The following is a 14,860-nucleotide window of genomic DNA, read 5'->3' as shown; positions in this document are numbered from 1 at the left end:
CGGAAAGCGGGCTGCATTACAACCGGCATCGGTACTACGACCCAAGGCTTGGACGGTATTTGACGCCGGACCCGATCAAGTTGGCGGGCGGGATCAATCAGTACCAGTACGTGCCGAATCCGACGGGGTGGGTGGATCCGTTGGGGTTGAGTTCCAACTGTCCGCCGTCAGCACCGCGTCGTCCGATGCGGTACGAGGCTGGTCGAGTGGTCGTCGAAGAGGGTGCGCCCCCGCTGCCGAAAATGACGGCGCAGGAGCGACGGGCGAGGCTTGATGAGGTGGCTGAAGAGAATGCGAAGCGTCGGGTACATGAATATGAAGAACTCTATGATATGCACACTGTAAAAAAGCACAGTTCCGAAATTCCTGATCGAGCCCTAAAACAGCGAGCAATCAATGGCGCTGATCCTCACACTGGCGTCGTTCCAATACCACCTAGAGGAAACCCAAGCTCACAATTCCATAATTGGCGAATGCATTTAGGTGCATTAAACAAGGCGATGACCAGGGATAAAAATGGCTTAATTATGCATACGGGGCAGGATCAGAATGACACTCCGATAGTCAGGTTCGAATTGCCTGGTGCAGGGCGAGGCTACAAACCGAACAGGAACGATCCGCAAAATCCGATTCTGAATGAGAATATGAACTGGTTTGAGGTTAAATTTGATAAGACAAACATGCAAGAACCGTTTACAGGTTTTCCATCGGAGAAGAAATGATGTTGAAAGATCCGTACTTAAATAAGCCTTTCAATCCAAGATTTAGCTGGCTTGTTGGTGTTTTTGATGTCTATGACCGAGAGGAGACTCGAGGTGTCGAACTCAGTGTATATAATCCGAATATTTCGGATGATAGAGAGAAGCTTATAAGGAAGTATTGTCTAAATCTGCCGTATCTATCATATAGACATAAGCTGGTTTTGTTTGAGGCTTTAGAGTCGGCGTTAGAAGATTCAAACTATAATTTTAGTGGTTTTTTTGATATTGATGAGTGCGAAACATCCAGCTGGCCTAGGGGGGAATGGTATTCGTTAAACAGCCCTCGTTGTTTTTTTGAAGAGATCTACCGCTTGGCGAAAGAGGTTTGGGGGGAAGATCTTGAGAAGGCTGCTGGTGAGGACAGATCTACATGGTGAGGACGATATTTCAATAAAAATGGGCACTGTTGATTTTGCTTGTGGAACTAGTACCAAGGTAAGCAATTAGCTGCGCCAACTTGCCCCTCGTGGGTAGCCTTGCTCCCATAGAGATCTGGTCGCTATTTAATCACGTGTCCGATTAGTTGCGGTGGATGGATGTCGGTCGCAGTGAGGCTATCAATTACATGCACGCTATACCCGGGAACATTCTTGGCATGGTGCTTCGCCTGCGAAGCCATCTCCGCAAGCTGACTGGCATCAAGGTACGCGCAGGCGTCGGGTTGTAGATGCACAACACCGATGGACAGGGACAGCAACGGAAACTCCTGCCGCACTCCTTGGCGATTAGGCGCGATAAAGCATCCGGCCTCCAGATGTTCAGGGCGATAGAAACGGCGGCATTGGCTTTGAAAGTCGTCGAGCAGTTGGTTGAGGCGTTTGCGCCAGTCTTCGGGACCAAGGACTAGGAGGAAGTCGTCGCCGCCGATATGGCCGACGAAGTCGCGGGAGGGGTCGACGCGTTCGTTGAGGCATTGCGCCAGGCACAGCAGGACTTCGTCGCCGCGGCCGTAGCCGTAGATGTCGTTGAAGGGTTTGAAGCTGTCGATGTCGACGTAGCAGATGACCGACTCGCGGCCTTGCTGCAGCAGGCGGGTCAGGCATTGCTGAATCGGCACGTTGCCGGGCAGCAGGGTCAGCGGGTTGGCGTAGCGGGCTTGCTGGATTTTCAGTTCGGTGATCAGTTTGAGCACGTCGATCACCCGGCCAAGGCCAAGGTAGCCGCCGTTGAGGGTGATGATGAAATCTTCTTCGATGCGTTGGCGGGCGCGGCTGGTGATCAGGCGGCTGACCTGTTGCAGCGACTGGCTCATTTCCACGGCGAGGAAGTCGTCGTTCATCAATCGGCTGATCGGTTTGCGCGCGAACAGATCGGTGGCAAACGGTTTGAGCAAGGCATCCGACAGGGAGTGGCGGTGGACGATGCCGCACGGCTGACCTTGTTCGTCGAGCACTGCCAGCGAGTTGAGATTGGCCTGGCGGCGGAAGGCTTCCAGCACGGTGGCGGTCGGCGTATCGCGCCCCACGGCCGGTTGCTCGTTGAGCAAGGCGCTGAGATCGCTGCCTTCGTCGTTCAGCGCCACAGCGCTGCTGTCGTGTTTGGGCATCAAGGCGCGGGCATCGCGGGGTGGATGCTCTTGCGGACGGCCGAGCAGATAACCCTGCACCAGATCGACACCCATTTCCGTCAGCACCGCCAGTTCTTCCGGCAACTCGATACCTTCGGCAATCACTTGAGCCCGTGACGCCTTGGCGATTTGCAGGATCGACCCGACGAACTCGCGCTTCAAGGCGTCCTGATGGATACCGTCGATAAAGTGCCGGTCGATTTTCACGTAATCCGGGCGCAGTTCCGACCACAGGCGCAGGCTCGAATACCCGGCGCCGAGATCATCCAGCGCAATGGAAAAACCCATGGCCCGATAGTGATGCAACGCGGTCTGCAACAACTGGAAGTCGTCGATCGGCGTCTGTTCGGTGAGTTCGATGACCACCTGGCTAGGTGGAATGCCGAAGTCCTGCAGCAGTTGCAACGTGCGCCCCGGCTGGTGCGCGGCTTCGAGCAAGGATTCCGGCGAGACGTTAAGAAACAGCTTGCCCGGCAGTTGCTGCTCGTTGAAACGGCGGCAAGCACTTTGTCGGCAAGCGATCTCCAGTTCGCTCAGGCGCCCGGCCTGACGCGCCACGGCGAACAGCGCGATCGGTGAATGCAAAGGACTGTTGGACGGGCCGCGGGTGAGGGCTTCGTAGCCGAGAATGCGGCGCTCTGAGAGACATATGATCGGCTGAAACAGGCTGTGTAATCCGCTTTGAGTCAGGATCGAGCTCAAGGCACTCAGCTGTTCGGTCGTGGTCATGGCAATCTCTGGCGATAAAAAAAGGACTGGGAGCCCTCTCGATGAAGAGAGTGGCTCCCAGTCCTTTATTGCACGACAGAATGATGACTGTTTGATGACGATCCGGGGATCGTCAGCATTAAATCGCCATCACCTTACTTCTTGGCGACCTGGTTGCTCAGCTTCAGGTAATCCAGCAGAACGCGCCCGGTTTCGCTCAGATAAGCATCGTCTTCTGGTTTGAGCTTGTCCGGCTCGGCTGCCGCGAGGGCGTCCTCGTCTTCCTTCTTCAGCTCTTTGAGCGGCTCTTCGCCCTTGGCCTTGCGACGGATGTTCTCCATCACCAGTTGCTTGGCGTCGATGTCGGCATGCTGGGCACGGCGTTCGGCTTCGTTGAGGCTGACGGTTTTTTCCAGCATCAGTTTCTGCGCCAGGGCCAGCTTGTCACGGATGAACACGAACTCGGCATCCTTGGCGGTGCGCGTGTCATGTTCGGACTTGAGCTGTGCCAGGAATGGTTTGAACGGATCGGCCGCCGGTTTGATCGCCGCGCGGATGGTGTCCCACGGCATGGCTTCCGGCAGGGCGCTCTCGCCGATTTCCTTGGTGTCGATCAGCGACGGGTAGTCGATGTCCGGCAGGACGCCCTGATGCTGGGTGCTCTGACCGGAAACCCGGTAGAACTTGGCCAGGGTCAGTTTCAGTTCGCCATGGTTCAGCGGCTGAATGGTCTGCACGGTGCCTTTACCGAAGGTCTGGCCGCCGATGATCAGTGCGCGGTGGTAGTCCTGCATGGCGCCGGCGAAGATCTCAGAAGCCGAGGCCGACAGACGGTTGACCAGCAGTGCCATCGGACCTTTGTAGAACGCGCCCGGGTTTTCATCTTCCAGCACGTCGACGCGGCCATCAGCATTACGCACCAGGACGGTCGGGCCCTTGTCGATGAACAGGCTGGTCAGCTCGGTAGCTTCCTGCAGGGAACCGCCGCCGTTGTTACGCAGGTCGATAACCACGCCGTCGACTTTTTCTTTCTGCAGTTCGGTCAGCAGTTTCTTGACGTCACGGGTGGTGCTCTTGTAATCCGGATCACCGGCACGGAACGCCTTGAAGTCGAGGTAGAAGGCTGGAATCTCGATCACGCCGAGTTTGTAATCCTTGCCGTCCTGTTTCAGGTTCAGCACGGATTTTTTCACGGCCTGGTCTTCGAGCTTCACCGCTTCACGGGTGATCGGCACGATCTTGGTGGTCTGGTCGTTCGGTGCATTGCTGGCCGGAATCACTTCCAGGCGCACCACGGTGCCTTTCGGGCCGCGGATCAGCTTGACCACTTCGTCCAGACGCCAGCCGACCACGTCGACCATCTCTTTGTTGCCTTGGGCAACGCCGATGATCTTGTCGGCCGGAGCCACCATTTTGGTCTTGTCGGCCGGGCCTGCTGGCACCAGCCGCACGACTTTCACCTGATCGTTGTCGCTCTGCAACACGGCGCCGATGCCTTCGAGGGACAGGCTCATGTTGATGTCGAAGTTTTCCGCGTTATCCGGTGACAGATAGTTGGTGTGCGGATCGTAGGACATGGCGAAGGTGTTGATGTACGCCTGGAAGATGTCTTCCGGACGGGTCTGGTCCAGACGCGACAATTGATTCTTGTAGCGCTTGGTCAGGGTTTCCTGGATCTGCTTGGGCTCTTTGCCGGCGATCTTCATCCGCAGGACTTCGTCCTTGACGCGTTTGCGCCACAGGTCGTCGAGTTCGGCGGTGGATTTGAGCCAAGGTGCGTCCTTGCGATCAATCAGCAAGGTCTCCTTGGTGTTGAAGTCCATCTTGTCGACGCCTTTGTTCAGCTCGGCAAGGGCGAAGTCCAGACGCGATTTGACGCGATCCAGATAGCGCTTGTAGATGGTGAACCCGGCGTTGAGGTCGCCGCTTTTGAGGAAGTCGTCGAACTGGGTCTTCCACTTGTCGAATTCGGCGATGTCGCTGGCCATGAAGTAGCTGCGCGACGGATCCAGCAGCTTGAGGTAGCTGTCGTAGATGATTACCGAGCGCGCATCATCGAGCGGCGGCTTGCTGTAGTGGTGACGCTTGAGCAACTCGACGACGTTCAGGCTGGCGATCACTTCGTCGCGATCAGGCTGTAACTTGTCCCAGCTGTTGGCTGCGAATGTATTGCCCGACACCGGCAACAGGCCGATACCGATGAAAAGTGCTAGGGCGGTGCTGGGGAGCAAATGCTTCATGCTGATTCGACGCGGGGACAATTGATAACGCATATTAGGCCGTCTTTGAAGTCGCCGGTTCTACAAGAGCCGGTCGCATAATGCAAAAAGCCCGGCGCTACAGCTTCGGGCTCAGTCCAGACTCACTATGGAGGCACTGTGAAGGCATTGCAAGGCGTGGAAGGTCAAGTGGCATGGGTTGAAGAGCCGAGTCCTACATGTGATGTAGGACAAGTTCGCATTCGCGTGGCGGCAGCGGGCCTCAATCGAGCCGATTTATTACAGAAGGCAGGGCTTTATCCACCTCCGCCGGGTGCCAGCCAGGTACTCGGTCTTGAGTGCTCGGGGGTGATCAGCGAGGTCGGCGCAGGTTCGTCCTGGCAGGTAGGCGATAGGGTCTGCGCCTTGCTGGCCGGGGGCGGGATGGCCGAAGAGGTGGTGGTCGACGGGCGGCATGTGCTGCCGGTTCCGGACGGTGTTTCGCTGATCGAAGCGGCGGCATTGCCTGAGGTTTACGCAACAGTCTGGCTGAATGTGTTTCAACTTGCGGCGCTCAAACCGGGTGAGAAAGTTCTCTTGCACGCCGGAGCAAGTGGGATCGGTTCAGCCGCCATTCAGCTGTGCAAGGCGTTCGGCAATCCGTGCTGGGTCAGCGTCGGTTCAGCCGAACGTTTGGCCTACTGTGAAAGTCTGGGCGCGCAGGGCGGGGTGGTGCGCACGGATGATCTGGAAAGCCTGCGCGACTTCGGCCCGTTCGACGTCATCCTCGATCCGGTCGGTGGCAATTATTCGGCGCTGAATCTCAAGCTGATGGCGCTGGATGGACGCTGGGTGTTGATCGGTCTGATGGGCGGCCGCGAGGCTAAACTGGATCTGGCACAGGTATTGGCCAAGCGTGTGCAATTGCTGGGCTCGACCTTGCGCAGCCGCGACGATCAGTTCAAGGCAGATCTGTTCAGTGACCTGAGCCAGCACGTGTGGCCATTGTTTGCCGAAGGCCGGTTGAAACCGCAATTGGCAAAGGCTTTCCCGGTGAAAGATGCCGAGGCGGCGTTTGCGGAGCTGGCGAGCAATACGGTGGCGGGGAAACTGGTCTTGGTGATCGACGACAGCCTTAGCTGAAAAAACGGCAAGATCAAAAAATCGCAGCCTTCGGCAGCTCCTGCATTGGCAAAGTGAACGCCCTGTAGCTGCTGAAGGCTGCGATCTTTTGTTTTTACTTCCAGATGTGGATCGGCCAGCCGGACTTTTCGGCGTGCTCAAGCAACACCGGATCCGGGTTGACCACGTGCGGGAAATCCACCTTCAGCAGCAATGGAAGGTCATTGCGTGAGTCGGAATAGAAACTCGCGCCTTCCAGATTTTCTTCTTCAGCATCCAGCCATTCCAGCAAGCGGGTGATCTTGCCTTCGCGGTAGGTCAGGGTCCCGACGGTGTGGCCGCTGTACACACCGTGCGCGACTTCCAGTTCGATGCCGAGAATTTCGTCGATGCCCAATCGATCGGCAATCGGCTTGACCAGGTGCGTGCCCGAGGCCGAGATCACCAGGATCCGGTCGCCGGCCTTGCGGTGGGCGGCGATGGTTTTGGTCGCGTCGCTGAAGATGATCGGCTCGATGAAGTCTTCCACCCACGGGCCGACCAGGTGCTCGACCTCTTCCGGCGTGCGGCCGATCAACGGCTCGAGGCTGAACTCCATGTAGTCTTCCATGCGCAATTTGCCATGGCTGTAGGCATCCATCAGTTCGTTGTTCTTGCGCATGAACGACTCGGGGTCGACCCACCCCAAGCGTCCCATCTGCTCGCTCCAGAGGGTGGCGCAGTCGCCGTGAATCAGGGTTTCGTCCAGATCAAAAATTGCCAAAGCCATCGGTTCTCTCCGAGAACAGCTGCGAGCTACAAGCTTCGAGCTGCAAGAGTTGAAATGAGATGCGTCGCAGTCTACAGCTTGAAGCTTGTATCTCGAAGCTTGCAGCTGCTTTTAAGCGACCTCACACAGGGCCGTCGGATCGATGGAAAGCGCCAGACGCCGGCCGTCGGGATGCAGATCGGCGGCCGAGCGATTGAGCACGTCCACTACCAGTTCCACACCGCGTGCTTCAACGCGATAACGGATGACGTTGCCAAGCAGGCTGTGGCTGCGGATCTGCGCGTCGAGCTCGCCGTTGAGGCTCAATTCGATGGCTTCCGGGCGAATGGCGATGCGGTGATTGATCGGGCGCTGCAACAGCTTCGATGCGTCCTCTGCGTCGAGCAGGTTGTAGTTGCCGATGAAGCCCGCAGCGAACACATCGACCGGTGCCGTATACAGGGTTTCAGCATCGCCACTTTGTACGATTTTTCCCTGATTCATGAGGAAAATCCGGTCAGACATGGTCAGCGCTTCTTCCTGATCGTGTGTGACGAAAATCGTGGTCAGGCCGAGTTCGCGCTGGATCTGGCGAATCTGCTCGCGCAGGTGTTTGCGAATTCGCGCATCAAGCGCCGAGAGGGGTTCATCCAGCAACAACAATCGCGGGCGAGTCACCAACGAGCGGGCCAAGGCAACGCGCTGACATTGGCCGCCGGACAGTTGATGCGGATAACGGCCGGCGAAGTCGTTCAGTTCAACGAGTTTCAACACCTCGGTAACCCGTTTGTGGCTGTCGTCGGCGTTGACCTTTTGCATGCGCAGGCCGAACGCGACGTTCTGTTCCACGGTCATGTTGGGGAACAGCGCATAGCTCTGGAACACCATGCCGATGCCGCGCTTCTGCGGACTGAGTGGCACGATATCGACGCCATCGAGCAGTATCTTGCCGCCATCCACCGATGTCAGGCCGGCGATGCATCGCAGCAGGGTGGATTTACCGCAACCGGAGGGGCCGAGCAGGGTGACGAATTCGCCCTTGTTGATTTCGCAGTCGATATCGCTGAATACGGTAGTGCCCGCATAACTTTTCTGCAGATGTTGGACGCTGACATAGCTCATTCGCTTTTGTCCTTGTTCAAGATGTTGGCGATCCAGGTCAGGACCAGCACGAATAAGAAGTAGGAGATAACCAGCGCACTGGTGAAGTGACCGCTGCTATTGCGCATGTTGTTCAGATAGACCTGCAGGGTTTCGTAGCGGGTGCCGACGAGGATGTTGGCGAACACGAACTCACCGAACAGGAACGAGAACGACAGCAGCAACGCCACCATCAGGCCTTTGCGCAGGTTCGGCAGTACCACCAGAATCGCCGCCTGAAAGGTGCTGGCACCGAGCAGTTGCGCAGCGTCCATCAGGTCGCGCAGGTTGATCGCTTGCAGGTTGTTGGTAATCGCCCGGTACATGAACGGCAGCGCCACGGTGAAGTAGCAACCGATCAGAATCCACGGCGTGCCAACCATTGCCATCGGCCCGGAACCGTACAGCTGCAACAGGCCCACGGACGACACCACTGGCGGCACCGCGAAGGGCAGCAGGATGAGGATGTTCATCAGCGCATCGAGTTTCGGGAAGTGGTAATGCACCACGAACAGCAGCGGCAGGATAAGCACCACCGACAGCACCAGCGCGCCGACACACACCAGCAGTGACTGGCCGAAAGCGTGGAGGAAACGCGGGTCGCTCCATAACTGGATGTACCACTTGAAGGTAAAGCCGCTGGGCAGAATGGTCGCCGACCAACTGCTGGCAATCGAGTAGATCAGTGTGCCCACCAGCGGCAGCAAGAGGATGGCGAACAGCAGGTAGACCACGACGCGGTGGTAGATGCCGACCGGACCGGATTCAACGCGAGACATGGTAGCTCCTCTTCAACAGCAGTTGATGCACGACGGTGACGATGGTCATCAGCGCGACCAGCACCACGGCCAGCGCACTGGCCAGATTCGGATCGAGCGAAATATCGCCGGAAACCATCGCGGCAATGCGGATCGGCAGCACGTTGAAGTTGCCCGTCGTCAGCGCATACACCGTGGCATAAGCGCCGAGGGCGTTGGCCAGCAGGATCACGAAAGTACCGAGCAGTGCCGGGGTCAGTACCGGCAGGCCAATGTGGCGCCAGAACTGCCAGCCGTTGGCGCCGAGCAGCGCGGCGGACTCGCGCCAGTCTTCACGCAAGGCGTCGAAAGCCGGGTAGAGCAGCAGCACGCCGAGGGGAATCTGGAAATAGGTGTAGAGGATGATCAGCCCGGTTTTCGAATACAGGTTGAAGTCCTCAATGATCCCGGCCTGCTTGAGCATGATCGTGATGCTGCCGTTGAAACCGAGCAGGATGATGAACGCGAAAGCCAGGGGCACACCCGCAAAGTTGCTGGTCATGTTGGCGAACGCATTCACAAAATTGCGCAGTTTCGAATCCACCCGGCGCAGGGAATACGCACCCAGTACGGCGATGATGATGCCGAATACGCTCGACCAGAAACTGATCTCGAGGCTGTACTGGATCGCCTGCAAATAGAATTTTGAACTGAAGATTTTCGTGAAGTTTTCAACGCCCCAACCAAATTCTTCCGATTGCAGGCTGTTGATCATCACCCAGATCAGCGGGGCGATTTCGAAGACGATAAAGAATAAAGCGAAGGGCACCAGGCACAGGGCTGCCAGCCATTTGCCGCGAGTCATAGCGTTCATTTGAGCAGCTCCCGGCACACAGGTTTGTCGTGGGGCACGCCGAGCAGTTCGCAGACCGTGCCGCAGATTTCGGTCTGCTTGGGGATGGCGTCTGCGCTTAGGCTGAAGGCGTCACCGAGGACGAACAGCGGCACCTGGCGTTCTTCCGGCAGCAGGCCGTTGTGCGAGCGGTCGTTGTTCATGCCGTGGTCGGCGGTCACCAGCACCTGATAACCAGCGTCGAGCCAGCCCTGCAAATAGTCGGCGAGGAGGATGTCGGCCGAGCGTGCGCTGTTGCGGTACTGCGAGCTGTCGAGGCCGTGTTTGTGCCCGGCGTCGTCGATGTTCATCGGGTGGATCAGCAGGAAGTTCGGCGCGTGGCGCAGGCGCAGGTTTTCCGCATCGGCGAACAGGTGCGAATCAGGGTAGTGATCGTTCCAGTAGAAATGCCCGTGCTGGATCGGCAGCGATGGATCGTCGGTGTGACGGTCGCGTGCGGCCACAAATGGTGAGCGGTTGTACAGCTCGCTGACCCAGTGATAAGCCGCCGCTGCGGTTATCAGGCCGGCGTCGCGGGCGTAGTGATAGATGCTGCGCTGACTGGACAGGCGCGAGACGTTGTTGTGGACGATGCCGCTGTCGATGGGCGGCACGCCGGTAAGAATGCATTCATAAAGCGGTCGGGACAGGGCCGGCAACTCGCACTCCAACTGATAGAGCGCGGCGCGTCCTGCGCCAACGTAAGCCTGCAGATGCCCCATGGCGTGGCGCGCGACTTCATGGCTGAGGCCGTCGAGCACGACAAGGATGACGTTGTGCTTCATAGGGGCAAAAACTCCGCGAAACAGGAAACTTGAAATTCAACCCGGATCCCCTGTGGGAACGAGCCTGCTCGCGAATGCGCCAGATCATTCAACACTGATGTCGACTGACACAACGCCTTCGCGAGCAGGCTCGCTCCCACATTTGGATCTCAACAGATTACGCAGTAGGGATCAGGCGCCTTATTTCATCTCTACGATGACTTCTTCGTTCCACTTCTGCGGCAGAGCTTTGGAGGTCTTTTCCCAGGCATCGGCGTCTTTGATCGGGGTGACCTTTTTGTACTGCTCGTTCGGCAGCAGTTTGGCCTTCACGTCTTCCGGCAATTGCAGGTGTTCGGCACGGATCGGACGCGCATTGCCGCGAGCGAGGTTGGTCTGGCCGGCGTCGCTGAAGATGTATTCGCGGGTCAGCTTGGCGGCGTTGGGGTTTTTCGCGTACTTGTTGATGATGGTGGTGTAGCCGGAAATCACCGAACCGTCGGACGGAATCAGCACCACGTAGTCATCCGGGTTGGCCATCTTGGCTTTGTAGCTCAGGCCGTTGAAGTCCCAGACCACGCCGACTTCGATCTCGCCTTTTTCCATGGTGGCGATGGTCGGGTTGGCCATCGACAGGCGACCTTGCTTGGCGATGTCTGCGAACAGCAGCAGGGCAGGCTGAATGTTTTTCTCGTCGCCACCGTTGGCCAGTGCTGCGGCGAGAACGCCGTTGGCAGCTTGTGCGGCGGTGCTCACGTCACCGATGGAAACCTTGTATTTGCCGCCCTTGAGGTCAGCCCATTTGGTTGGCACTTCAGAACCGTGCAGCAGCTTCTTGTTGACGATGAAGGCGATGGTGCCGGTGTAGGCCAGTGCCCAGTTGCCATCCTTGTCCTTGGCCCAGTCCGGGATTTGATCCCAGGTGCTTGGCTTGTAGGGTTGCACCACGCCTTGCTTGACCGCAATCGGGCCGAAGGCAGCACCGACGTCGCCGATGTCTGCGCTGGCGTTGTCTTTTTCTGCGGCAAACTTGGCGATTTCCTGAGCCGAGCTCATGTCGGTGTCGATGTGTTTCAGGCCGTAATTCTTGGCAAGGTCTGCCCAGGTGCCTTTCCAATTGGCCCAGTCATCGGGCATGCCGACGCTGTTGACGGCGCCTTCCGCTTTCGCAGCGGCTTCGAGGGTTTTCAGATCGGTGTCGGCCGCCATGGCGGCGGTGCACATGGCAATGGTCGAGCCTAACAGTGTTGCCAGGAAAAGCTGTTTCATTCCGAAGCTCCTTGGTCGTGTTCAACGCTGCGATTGCGGTTTGTGTTGGTCTAGGTCAGCAATACCTGAGCCAATTTAAGGGGGCTGGATGACACTTTGATGTCGGTGACCTTGTGTCAGGCCTTTTATTTGCCCGGTTTTTGCGGCTGCTCGATAAGCGTAGACCATGCCCAAAGCCCCGGAGGAAAGGGATTTGGCCGATGTATTGCAAGTCTTGAGTGCGACCGTTGAGCCGTTTTGTCATCTCTCGGTCATCTGCACTGCCTAGGCTTGCAGCACATGGAAACGGCGTGATCGTCGTGCAGTCTTGCCCCGAAACAGTGCTGGTCTAGTCCAGATAGGTAACGTTGATGCGCGATGAGGCAACAAAAGCGGTGACAGCGATCGGCCAGGTCTTGCAGGAGCAACTCGACCACGGACTTTTGGCGCCCGGCAGCAAATTGCCGGCCGAGCGCAAGCTCAGTGAGTTGTTTGGCACGACGCGGATAACTGTGCGTGAGGCGTTGTTGCAATTGGAGGCGCAGGGCCAGATTTATCGTGAGGAGCGGCGGGGCTGGTTCGTTTCGCCGCCGCGTCTGGCGTACAACCTGATGCAGCGCAGTCACTTTCACGCGATGGTCAGTGCGCAGGGGCGGGTACCTTCGACCGAGGTTATTTCGGCCCGACTACAACCGGCTTCGGCGGCGGTGTGTGCGTGGTTGCAACTGCCGGCATTGTCGAGTGTGATTCAGATTTGTCGGTCGCGGCGGATTGATGGGCGGCTGGTGCTTTATGTTGAGCATTATCTGAATCCGCAGTTTTTTCCGGGGATTCTGGAGTTTGATCTGAATCAGTCGATTACCGAGTTGTATGCGCGGCATTACGATTTGCACTATGGGCGAGTGCGGTTCGAGATTGTGCCGACGTCTTTGTCGGTGGATGCGGCGGCGGCTTTACGGGTTTCGGTGGGGAGCCCGGGGTTGCGGATTGCTCGGGTTAATTATGATCAGCATGAGCGGTTGATTGATTGTGATCTGGAGTTTTGGCGACATGATGCGATTCATGTTGGGGTTGATGTGGTTTGAGGCTTTGGCCTTGGCGGCCTCTGGGCCGACCAGGCTATTGGGTTCTGGGTGAATATCCGTTTCTGCGGGGGTCGCCGCTGGCGGTTTCGCTCTTACAGCGAGTCACTTTTTCAGACGCCAAAAAGTAACCAAAACGCTGGGCCCCGGCGTTCGGCCCGCTCGCTGGGGCTCGGGGTTCCTTCGCTGCGGGATCGATCCGGGCGCAGCGCCTACGGTTTGCTTCGCTGCACCTCCTCTCGCTGTATTTGGCTTCGCCAAACGGTCGCTGCGCTCCCACCCCCGGATCAATCCCTCCACTCAGCCTGCCGAAGGGGCCAGCACGGCAAGATCAAGAGCGGTGCTCGAGCTTGCGCTCATTGTGTTGAGTGGTGAGAAGCCGAAGCGATATTGGTTTGCCGGTTGGACTCAATCCTTGTGGGAGCTGGCTTGCCAGCGATGGCGGCCTGACAGCCGACCTGTTTCTGACAGGCTGCACACGTTCCAAATGTGGGAGCGAGCCTGCTCGCGAAAGCGCCCCCACATTCACCTAAAGCTTATTTACCCGCCCCCGCATTGGCATACAAATAATCCGTCGCCAGCGAGGCCAGTGTCCTCACCCCCACCACCAACGCCGACTCATCCACAAAGAACCCCGGATTGTGGTTCGGTGCAGCCTTGCTCATGTCCTGATCTTTTGGCGTCACGCCCAGAAACACAAACAATCCCGGCACTTCTTTGGCGAAGAACGAGAAGTCTTCCGCGCCACCCACCAGCGGCGCATTCACCACGTCATCCCTGGCTGCCCACTTCAATGTCGGCAGCATTTTGTCCGTCAGCGCTGGGTTGTTTATCGTCGGGTCGTATTTTTCGATGATGGTGACATCGGCTTTCGCACCGCCACTTTCAGCGATTTTCTCGATGGTCTGGCGTACGTCGGCGTGCAGTTTCTGACGGATGCCGTAGTCGTACGAGCGGATGGTGCCGGTCATGTCGACTGATTCGGGGATGATGTTGTAGCGCGTGCCGCCATTGATGGTGCCGATGCTGACCACCGACGGATAAGACGAAATATCGGTGCGGCGGCTGACCACGGTTTGCAGGCCGACGATGGTTTGTGCACCGACGGTGATCGGGTCGATGCCGTCCCACGGGCGGCCGGCGTGGGTTTGTTTGCCAAGGATTTTGATGCGCAGGTCATCGGAGCTGGCGAGGGTGGCGCCGGGGCGGTAGGCGATCTGGCCGGCGGGGATGCCGGCCCAGACGTGCAGGCCGAAGACGGCGTCGGGTTTCGGCGATTTCATCACGCCTTCCTCGACCATCATTTTCGCGCCCCAGGTGTTTTTGCCGTCGGGAATGAAGTCGCTTGGGCCTTCTTCGGCCGGTTGGAAATAGAACACCACGGTGCCGGGCAGGGTGTCGCGCATGCCTGTGAGAATTTTCGCAGTGCTGAGCAGGATCGCGGTGTGGGCGTCGTGGCCGCAGGCGTGCATGACGTCGACTTCTTTGCCGAGGTAGGTGCCTTTAGCTTTGGAGGCAAATGGCAGGTCGGCGACTTCCTTGACTGGCAGTGCATCCATGTCGGCGCGCAAGGCCACGGTCGGGCCGGGCAGGCCACCCTTGAGGATGGCGACTACGCCCGTGCGGGCGACGCCGGTTTTGACTTCCAGGCCCAGGGCTTTCAGTTGTTTGGCGACCAATTCCGATGTGCGTTTTTCCGTGTTGCCCAGTTCCGGGTGGGCGTGGAGGTCGCGGCGGGTTTCCAGCAGTTCGGGTTCGAGCTGTTTGGCCTGTGCGGCGATCTGTTCACGGGTGCTTTCCATTGTTGCCGCACTGGCGTGGCTGGCGAACAGAGTGAGCAAAACGGCTTGGGCAATGCGTGTCAGCTGCATTGGGTTTCTCCTTGGTTATTGT

At 57.9% G+C, this 14,860-nt stretch carries 13 protein-coding genes; 4 read left to right on the top strand and 9 right to left on the bottom strand.

Annotated elements, in window-relative coordinates; translation table 11 throughout:
• A partial coding sequence (locus tag IEQ42_RS25045) for an RHS repeat-associated core domain-containing protein (RefSeq protein WP_210705887.1) occupies positions 1-722 on the top strand: 722 nt, incomplete at its 5' end.
• Positions 719-1,138 (top strand): hypothetical protein, encoded by a 420-nt coding sequence (locus IEQ42_RS25040; protein ID WP_210705885.1) that lies wholly within the window; start codon positions 719-721, stop codon positions 1,136-1,138. The genes IEQ42_RS25045 and IEQ42_RS25040, both read left to right, overlap by 4 nt.
• Before the next feature lie 122 nt (positions 1,139-1,260).
• On the opposite strand, the gene IEQ42_RS25035 is transcribed toward IEQ42_RS25040, so the two are convergent.
• Positions 1,261-3,057 (bottom strand): bifunctional diguanylate cyclase/phosphodiesterase, encoded by a 1,797-nt coding sequence (locus IEQ42_RS25035; RefSeq protein ID WP_210705883.1) that lies wholly within the window; start codon positions 3,055-3,057, stop codon positions 1,261-1,263.
• A gap of 134 nt (positions 3,058-3,191) precedes the next feature.
• Positions 3,192-5,276, bottom strand: coding sequence for a carboxy terminal-processing peptidase (locus IEQ42_RS25030; protein WP_210705881.1), 2,085 nt, complete (start codon positions 5,274-5,276; stop codon positions 3,192-3,194).
• 138 nt (positions 5,277-5,414) lie between these two features.
• Between IEQ42_RS25030 and IEQ42_RS25025 the strand changes: the two genes are divergently transcribed.
• A complete protein-coding gene (locus tag IEQ42_RS25025; RefSeq protein ID WP_210705879.1) occupies positions 5,415-6,377 on the top strand; it encodes a zinc-binding dehydrogenase in 963 nt (320 codons plus the stop codon).
• A gap of 94 nt (positions 6,378-6,471) precedes the next feature.
• Here the strand turns inward: IEQ42_RS25025 and IEQ42_RS25020 are convergent, their stop codons facing one another.
• From IEQ42_RS25020 to IEQ42_RS24995, 6 genes are all read right to left on the bottom strand, one after another.
• On the bottom strand, positions 6,472-7,125 hold the full coding sequence (locus IEQ42_RS25020) for an HAD family hydrolase (RefSeq protein ID WP_047300339.1): 654 nt from the start codon (positions 7,123-7,125) through the stop codon (positions 6,472-6,474).
• Between the two features lie 111 nt (positions 7,126-7,236).
• Positions 7,237-8,226, bottom strand: coding sequence for an ABC transporter ATP-binding protein (locus IEQ42_RS25015; RefSeq protein WP_150595596.1), 990 nt, complete (start codon positions 8,224-8,226; stop codon positions 7,237-7,239).
• Positions 8,223-9,023 carry an ABC transporter permease gene (locus tag IEQ42_RS25010; RefSeq protein ID WP_042558409.1) on the bottom strand — a complete coding sequence of 267 codons (801 nt, stop codon included), beginning with the start codon at positions 9,021-9,023 and terminating at the stop codon, positions 8,223-8,225. The genes IEQ42_RS25015 and IEQ42_RS25010 overlap by 4 nt, the downstream gene beginning before the upstream one ends.
• Positions 9,010-9,855: an ABC transporter permease gene (locus tag IEQ42_RS25005; protein ID WP_042558410.1), complete on the bottom strand. Its 846-nt coding sequence runs from the start codon at positions 9,853-9,855 to the stop codon at positions 9,010-9,012. The genes IEQ42_RS25010 and IEQ42_RS25005 overlap by 14 nt, the downstream gene beginning before the upstream one ends.
• Positions 9,852-10,658, bottom strand: coding sequence for an alkaline phosphatase family protein (locus IEQ42_RS25000; protein ID WP_210705877.1), 807 nt, complete (start codon positions 10,656-10,658; stop codon positions 9,852-9,854). The genes IEQ42_RS25005 and IEQ42_RS25000 overlap by 4 nt, the downstream gene beginning before the upstream one ends.
• A 180-nt stretch (positions 10,659-10,838) precedes the next feature.
• Positions 10,839-11,906 carry an ABC transporter substrate-binding protein gene (locus IEQ42_RS24995; RefSeq protein ID WP_150601271.1) on the bottom strand — a complete coding sequence of 356 codons (1,068 nt, stop codon included), beginning with the start codon at positions 11,904-11,906 and terminating at the stop codon, positions 10,839-10,841.
• 350 nt (positions 11,907-12,256) lie between these two features.
• Here IEQ42_RS24995 and IEQ42_RS24990 point away from each other — a divergent pair, with 350 nt between their 5' ends.
• The gene (locus IEQ42_RS24990; RefSeq protein WP_047300343.1) at positions 12,257-12,970 is read left to right on the top strand and encodes a UTRA domain-containing protein; all 714 of its coding nucleotides are present in this window, start codon (positions 12,257-12,259) and stop codon (positions 12,968-12,970) included.
• 533 nt (positions 12,971-13,503) lie between these two features.
• Here IEQ42_RS24990 and IEQ42_RS24985 read toward each other — a convergent pair.
• A complete protein-coding gene (locus IEQ42_RS24985; RefSeq protein WP_210705875.1) occupies positions 13,504-14,838 on the bottom strand; it encodes an amidohydrolase in 1,335 nt (444 codons plus the stop codon).
• Between the last annotated feature and the right edge of the window lie 22 nt (positions 14,839-14,860).

Source organism: Pseudomonas iridis (assembly GCF_017980685.1).
Lineage (GTDB): Bacteria > Pseudomonadota > Gammaproteobacteria > Pseudomonadales > Pseudomonadaceae > Aquipseudomonas > Aquipseudomonas iridis.
Note: the sequence above shows the minus strand (reverse complement) of the source record. Positions and strands in the feature narration are given on the sequence as shown.

Bases quoted from the DNA above. Each gene is read 5' to 3' on its own strand.
- IEQ42_RS25005 (WP_042558410.1), bottom strand. From the start codon at position 9,855: ATGAACGCTATGACTCGCGGCAAATGGCTGGCAGCCCTGTGCCTGGTG.
- IEQ42_RS25000 (WP_210705877.1), bottom strand. From the start codon at position 10,658: ATGAAGCACAACGTCATCCTTGTCGTGCTCGACGGCCTCAGCCATGAA.
- IEQ42_RS25010 (WP_042558409.1), bottom strand. From the start codon at position 9,023: ATGTCTCGCGTTGAATCCGGTCCGGTCGGCATCTACCACCGCGTCGTG.
- IEQ42_RS25030 (WP_210705881.1), bottom strand. From the start codon at position 5,276: ATGAAGCATTTGCTCCCCAGCACCGCCCTAGCACTTTTCATCGGTATC.
- IEQ42_RS25015 (WP_150595596.1), bottom strand. From the start codon at position 8,226: ATGAGCTATGTCAGCGTCCAACATCTGCAGAAAAGTTATGCGGGCACT.
- IEQ42_RS24995 (WP_150601271.1), bottom strand. From the start codon at position 11,906: ATGAAACAGCTTTTCCTGGCAACACTGTTAGGCTCGACCATTGCCATG.
- IEQ42_RS25040 (WP_210705885.1), top strand. From the start codon at position 719: ATGATGTTGAAAGATCCGTACTTAAATAAGCCTTTCAATCCAAGATTT.
- IEQ42_RS24985 (WP_210705875.1), bottom strand. From the start codon at position 14,838: ATGCAGCTGACACGCATTGCCCAAGCCGTTTTGCTCACTCTGTTCGCC.
- IEQ42_RS24990 (WP_047300343.1), top strand. From the start codon at position 12,257: ATGCGCGATGAGGCAACAAAAGCGGTGACAGCGATCGGCCAGGTCTTG.
- IEQ42_RS25035 (WP_210705883.1), bottom strand. From the start codon at position 3,057: ATGACCACGACCGAACAGCTGAGTGCCTTGAGCTCGATCCTGACTCAA.
- IEQ42_RS25020 (WP_047300339.1), bottom strand. From the start codon at position 7,125: ATGGCTTTGGCAATTTTTGATCTGGACGAAACCCTGATTCACGGCGAC.